This window comes from Delftia sp. WSY_7 (genome assembly GCF_043104845.1).
Lineage (GTDB): Bacteria > Pseudomonadota > Gammaproteobacteria > Burkholderiales > Burkholderiaceae_C > Comamonas > Comamonas tsuruhatensis.
Window position 1 is genome coordinate 447649 of the sequence record NZ_JBICLB010000055.1, and the last position, 6550, is coordinate 454198.

Below are 6550 nucleotides of genomic sequence, written 5' to 3' on the forward strand. Positions count from 1 at the left end.
CCGACTTTGCCAGAACCTGTCCGGGATGGATTGCAACGCGGCAGCCCGGTGCCGGTGCAACCTGCTATCTTCCTCCCACTCTCCGGAACACTGCCGCCATGCATCCTGCGCCTGCCCCTTTTTGCCGACCTCGCATGTACCCCGCCAAGCCGCTGGCATGCCCTCTGAACGCAACGGCGTTGCTGGCGCCATGAAGCGCGGCGCCGACCTCGACGATTTCGACGACACGGTCGAATGGACGCCGGTCACACGCCCTGCCGCCATCGCGCTGACGGCTTTCGGCGCCTGGATCATCTGGGGCCACTTCTTCAGCGAGGACCGCTGGCTGATGCTGCTGGACAACGCCAACCTCGCGCTGCACGAGGCCGGGCACACGCTGGTGGCCCTGTTCTCGCAGCATCTCTCGGTCTACGGCGGCACGCTGTTCCAGTTGCTGTTCCCCGCCCTGTTCATGCGCCATTTCCGCAGGCAGGGCCAGCGCACGGGCTGGATCGCCTCGCTGATGTGGCTGGGCGAGAACCTGATGAACGTGGCCCGCTACATGAAGGACGCGCGCGCCCAGGTCCTGCCGCTGGTGGGCGGCGGCGACCATGACTGGACGGAGATCTTCAGCCGCTGGGGCGTGCTCCAGGCCGATGTGCGCATCGGCACGCTGACGTCGCTGCTGGGGCTGTGCCTGGTGGCGTGGGGGTTGCGGCTGGCGGTGCTGCGTCTTCGTGCTCCCCAGGCCTGAAGCTCCATCTGATACGGTCGAATTCACCGCATCTGCTGCTACCCGCGGAGCAGGGCGCTGGGCATAGTCCAGGCAGTCCCCGGCAATTCATGACAAGCCCGCATCACGGGCGCACCGGCCGGGGCGAAGGCCCCGCATGTCAGAACGACCGAAACCGCTTCCCGATGAAACCGCCGCAGCCCCCCGGCCGCGGCCCGCGCAGCGCAAGGTGATTCCCATCGCCGACGCCAGCGCGGATTCCCCGCTGTTCGAGTCACGCCGCAAGATCCAGCCGCGCTCCATCTCGGGGCGCTTCGCCAACTGGCGCTGGGCCATGGTCTGGCTCACGCAGCTGTTCTTCTATGGCATTCCCTGGCTGCAGATCCACGGCCGGCAGGCCCTGCTGTTCGACCTGGAGCAGCGGCGCTTCTACATCTTCGGCTGGCTGCTGTATCCGCAGGATTTCATCTACCTGGCCGTGCTGCTCATCGTCTCGGCACTGGCGCTGTTCCTGTTCACCACGGTGGCGGGGAGGCTGTGGTGCGGATTTTCCTGCCCGCAGACGGTCTACACCGAGCTGTTCATGTGGGTGGAGCGCCGGCTGGAGGGCGACCGCAGCGCACGCCTGCGCCTGGATGCCAGCGGCTGGGGTCCGGAGAAGATCGCGCGGCGTGGCGGCAAGCATGCGCTGTGGCTGCTGATTGCGCTGTGGACGGGGCTGACCTTCGTGGGCTACTTCGTGCCCATCCGCAGCCTGCTGCCCGAGGTGCTGGCGCTGACCGGCGCGTGGCAGATCTTCTGGGTGCTGTTCTATGCGCTGGCCACCTACGGCAACGCGGGCTTCCTGCGCGAGCAGGTCTGCAAGCACATGTGCCCCTATGCGCGCTTCCAGAGCGCCATGTTCGACAAGGACACCCTGGTCGTCACCTACGACACCGCACGCGGCGAATCGCGCGGCCCGCGCCACAAGGGCGTGGACTACCGGGCCCAGGGCCTGGGCGACTGCATCGACTGTACGCTGTGCGTGCAGGTCTGCCCGGTGGGCATCGACATACGCGACGGCCTGCAGTACGAGTGCATCGGCTGCGGCCTGTGCATCGACGCCTGCAACAGCGTCATGGACCGCATGCACTACCCGCGCGGGCTGATCCGCCTGTCCACGCAGAACGGCGTGGCCCGGGGCTGGCGCCAGAGCGAGCTGGTGCGCCGCATCTTCCGCCCGCGCGTGCTCATCTACGGCACGGCGCTGGTGGCCATCTCCACGGCCATGGTGGCCAGCCTGGCCCTGCGCACGCCGCTGAAGGTGGACGTGGTGCGCGACCGGGGCACGCTGTCGCGCATCGTGGCCGGCGGCCAGATCGAGAACATCTACCGCGTGCAGATCGGCAATGCCACGGAGCAGGACCAGCGCTATGTGCTGTCGGCCTCGGGCATCGAGGGCCTGCGCGTGGCTTCGGAGACCGAGGTGGACGTGGGCGCGGCCCAGGACCGCTGGGTCGTGGTGCGGCTGCAGGCGCCCTATGGCGCGGCCGGCCCTGGCTCGCACGGCGTGGAGATCACGGCCACGGCGGTGGGTGATCCGGCGCTTTCCAAGCAGGCGCACAGCACGTTCCTTGTGCCGCGCTGAAGGGCCGGTTGGATGGATTGATTCAGGAGTACGGCGCAGTTGTTGTGCACGATGCCTGGTCCGCTGCAGCGCGGGCTGGCATCGGTTTTGAGGCCCCGGGATTTTCTCCGGGGCCTTTTTTTGTAGTGAGATTGATGCGTCTTCCTCAGTCGGCACAGCCAGCCTCATGAGTGAACTTGGCTGCTTGAAACCAGAGGCCGAGCGAAGCAAAGGCCCGTCACGGCTCCCCGTATGTCAGCGCCTGCGGCGTGGTGGTTGCGGGGTTGCAGTCCTGCCGAAGGACAGGGCTGCTTCGTGATCTGACTCGCTGCGGTTGTTTGAGCGGCGCGCGAAGCGCAAAGCGAGTTCCGCAGCGAACCCCGCAACCGCCATGACGCAGGTTGCCCGCAGCGAAGCGGAGGGTCGCGGACATCCGGGGTCGCCTTCTTTGATCTGACCTTTCTTGGCGAATCAAGAAAGGGCAGTCGGCTGCCGGGCCGAGACCCGGCCTCGAAAAGCTGCCGCCCGGCAGGGGCAAAACTTGCGAACAGTCTTTGACGACACGGGTCAGGATTCGTGCGGACAGGATGTGGCAGCACGCTGCATCCCATTGGCATTACCCTGTGTCTACCGAAGCCTTGCAGTCAGGCGTTTTGTTGGAGGTGCATTGTGAGCAAGATCATTGAATCCCTGCGCGGCGATCTGGCTGCGCTGTACGAAGCGGGCGCCATCGACAAGGTGACGATGCGCGAGTTCGACGCGATCTGTCCTCCCCCGGTGCGGGAGTTCGAGGCGGCCGACATCAAACAGCTGCGCGAGACTTTGAAGTTCAGCCAACCGGTGTTTGCGCTGCATTTGCACACCACGGCTTCCACGGTGCGCAAATGGGAGCAGGGCGAAACCCGTCCCGCCGGACCGGCGCTCAAGCTGCTCAACGTCATCGCCGACAAAGGCCTTCAGGCCATCCTCTGAGCCGGGGCGACACAAGGGTGGTATGCGGGCGACTCCCGGGCGACACGATCTGGTGTAAATGCTCATAGGGAAATCCGCAGACCCCGCTATGGTGGGCGGCTGTTTTCCGTCCCGCGTATGAACAAGAAACCTGCCTCCCCCGACAACGTCTTTTCCGAATCCAGCGCCTCCGCATCGCTGGCCGCCCCCACCGGCACCACCGGCAGCAGCCCGGCAGCGCCCACGCCCACGCCCTTTCGCTCCGCCCTGATCCGCTCCGGCACCATCCGTGCCACCACGCGCAGCTTCCTGCATGCCCTGGGCCAGGACGACGAAGACATGGAGCGCCCGCACATCGGCGTGTTCCACACGGGCGGGGAGATGAGCCCCTGCAACCTCAACCTGCGCGACCAGGCCCAGCATGCCAAGACCGGCATCTATGCCGGGGGCGGTACGCCGCATGAATGCCCGGTGGTGTCGGTCAGCGACGGGCTGACCATGGCGCATTCGGGCATGCGGTTCTCGCTGGTCTCGCGCGAGCTGATCGCCGACAGCGTGGAGGCCTCGGTGCGCGGCCACCAGTGGGATGGCATCTTCGCCATCGGCGCCTGCGACAAGAACCTGCCGGGGCTGATGATGGGCATGGTGCGCTGCAATGTGCCCAGCGTCTTCGTGCATGGCGGCTCGGCCCTGCCGGGGCAGGCGCCCGGCGTGCACGGGCGCGACCTGAACGTGGTCGATACCTACGAGACCATCGGCCAGGTGCTGGCCGGCACCGCCACGGCGCAGGATCTGGAGGCCATGAGCCGCGCCTGCCTGCCCACGGCCGGCGCCTGCGCTGGCCAGTTCACGGCCAACACCATGGGCATGGTGAGCGAGGCGCTGGGCCTGGCGCCCATCGGCTCCAGCATGGTGCCCGCCGTGTTCAGCGAGCGCGCACCGCTGATGCGCCGCGCCGCGCGCCAGCTCATGCAGGCCGTGTGGGCCAGCGCCGAAGGCGGCGGCCCGCTGCCGCGCGACATCATCACGCGCCGGGCGCTGGAGAATGCCTGCGCCGTGGTCAGCGCCACGGGCGGATCGACCAATGCCGCCCTGCACCTGCCGGCCATCGCGCACGAGGCCGGCATCCGCTTCCACCTGGACGACGTGGCCGAGATCTTCGCGCGCACGCCGCTGATCGCCGACCTGCGCCCCGGCGGGCGCTTCCTGGCGCGCGACGTGTACTACATCGGCGGTGCCGGCGTGATCCTGCGCACGCTGATGGAGCAGGGCTTTGTCCACGGCGATGCGCTCACCTTCACGGGCCGCACCCTGGCCGAAGAACTGGCCGATGCCGCGCCGCCCGATGGCGAGGTGGTGCGCACGCCCGGCAATCCCATCACGCGCGACGGTGGCCTGACCGTGCTCAAGGGCAACCTCTGCCCCGATGGCGCGTTGCTGAAGACGGCCGGCCTCAAGACCCTGGTGCACCGGGGCCCGGCGCGCGTCTTCGAGTCCGAGGAACAGGCCCAGGCCGCCGTGCAGGCCATGCAGTACGCGGCCGGCGATGTCATCGTCATCCGCAACGAAGGCCCGCGCGGCAGCCCCGGCATGCGCGAGATGCTGGGCATCACGGCGCTGCTCTATGGCCAGGGCATGGGCGACAAGGTGGCCCTGCTGACCGATGGGCGCTTCTCCGGCGCCACGCGCGGCCTGTGCATCGGCTACGCAGGCCCCGAGGCCGCCGACAACGGCCCCATTGCCGCACTGCGCGACGGCGACCTCATCGCCATCGACGCCCGCGCCGATGCGCGCAGCATCACGGTGGAAATCGGCGAGGCCGAACTGGCCGCACGTCTGGAACAATCGGCCGCCGCGCGCCGCCAGATGCCGCCGCTGGGCGGCGTGCTGGAAAAATACGCGCTCACCGTGCGCCCGGCCCACCAGGGAGCGGTCACGCATTCGGGCCAGGTGGTCTGGCTGCGCGACGACAGTTGAAGCCGCCGGGCTGGCACGCATTTCCCCCCGCTGTTCCCCCACTGTTTTTTTCAGAGTTTCAATTTCAACCGGAGACATACGCATGAACATCGACCGCCGCCAATGGCTGGGCACCGCTGGAGCGGGTGCGCTGCTGGCCAGCCTGGGCCAGCAGGCCTGGGCGCAGGCCCAGGGCCCCATCGAGACCCTGAACATCATCACCGGCTTCGCGGCCGGAGGCACCTCGGACGCCATCTGCCGCCGCGTGGGCACCAAGCTGTCGGGCTATGCCAAGACCGCCGTGGTGGAAAACCGCACGGGCGCGGGCGGGCAGATCGCCATCAGCTACGTCAAGGGCCGGCCCGCAGACGGCGCCACCCTGCTGCAGACGCCCACGTCCATGCTGTCCATCTACCCGCACATCTACAAGAAGCTGCCCTATGACCCGGTGGCCGACCTGGCGCCGGTCACCGTGGGCTGCATCTTCGACTTCGGCTTTGCCGTCGGCCCCGCCGTGCCCGCCAGCGTGACCACCGTGCCCGAATTCTTCGCCTGGGCCAAGGCCAACCCCGCAGGCGCCAACTTCGGCTCGCCCGCTCCCGGCTCCACGCCGCACTTCATCGGCGCCCTGCTGGGCCAGCATGCCGGCGTGGACTTCAAGCACGCCGGCTACCGCGGCACCCAGCCGGCGCTGCTGGACATGCTGGGCGGCAACGTCTCCGCCGTCTGCGGCCCCGTGGGCGACATGCTGCAGCACCTGGCCGGCGGCAAGATGCGCATCCTGGGCGTCAGCGGCGCCAAGCGCAGCCGCTTCGCACCCCAGGTCCCCACGCTGGTGGAGCAGGGCTACAAGGACATGGCGCACAGCGAATGGTTCGCCTTCTTCGTGCCCGCCAAGACGCCTGCCGAGACCGTGCAGCGCCTGAACGGCCACATGCGCAAGGCCCTTGCCACGCCCGACGTGGTGGACAGCCTGGCCACCTTCGGCCTGGACGCCCAATCCTCCACCCCCGCCGAACTGGCCGCGCTGCTGCAGTCCGAACTCGCCAAATGGGGCCCCATCGTCAAGCGCGTGGGATTCACAGCAGAGGGCTGATCAAAACCAGCGGGCCGAGCGAAGCGAAGGCCCGAGCCAACTCCCCGTATGTCAGCGCCTGCGGCGTGGCGGTTGCGGGGTTGCAAGCCTGCCGAAGGACAGGCTTGCTTCGTGATCTGACTCGCCGTGATTGTCCGAACGTAGCGCGCAGCGCGAAGAGAGTTTCACGGCGAACCCCGCAGCCGCCACGACGCAGGTTACCCGCAGCGAAGCGGAGGGTCGCGGACAT

The 6550-nt window shown here is 68.1% G+C and carries 5 protein-coding genes; all 5 read left to right on the forward strand.

Features of this window, described 5'->3' with window-relative positions; translation table 11 throughout:
- Positions 1–157 precede the first annotated feature (157 nt).
- The 5 genes from ACF8ME_RS28790 to ACF8ME_RS28810 all read left to right on the forward strand — a co-directional run bounded on the left by ACF8ME_RS28790 (position 158) and on the right by ACF8ME_RS28810 (position 6321).
- Positions 158–733 carry a hypothetical protein gene (locus tag ACF8ME_RS28790; RefSeq protein ID WP_392419266.1) on the forward strand — a complete coding sequence of 192 codons (576 nt, stop codon included), beginning with the start codon at positions 158–160 and terminating at the stop codon, positions 731–733.
- A 136-nt stretch (positions 734–869) separates the two neighbouring features.
- Positions 870–2339, forward strand: coding sequence for a cytochrome c oxidase accessory protein CcoG (ccoG, locus tag ACF8ME_RS28795; RefSeq protein ID WP_046239452.1), 1470 nt, complete (start codon positions 870–872; stop codon positions 2337–2339).
- A gap of 648 nt (positions 2340–2987) precedes the next feature.
- A complete protein-coding gene (locus ACF8ME_RS28800; protein ID WP_016450218.1) occupies positions 2988–3290 on the forward strand; it encodes a DNA-binding transcriptional regulator in 303 nt (100 codons plus the stop codon).
- Positions 3291–3407: 117 nt separating this feature from the next.
- A complete protein-coding gene (gene ilvD, locus ACF8ME_RS28805; RefSeq protein ID WP_392419267.1) occupies positions 3408–5246 on the forward strand; it encodes a dihydroxy-acid dehydratase in 1839 nt (612 codons plus the stop codon).
- An 82-nt stretch (positions 5247–5328) separates the two neighbouring features.
- The gene (locus ACF8ME_RS28810) at positions 5329–6321 is read left to right on the forward strand and encodes a Bug family tripartite tricarboxylate transporter substrate binding protein (RefSeq protein ID WP_012204371.1); all 993 of its coding nucleotides are present in this window, start codon (positions 5329–5331) and stop codon (positions 6319–6321) included.
- Positions 6322–6550 lie beyond the last annotated feature (229 nt).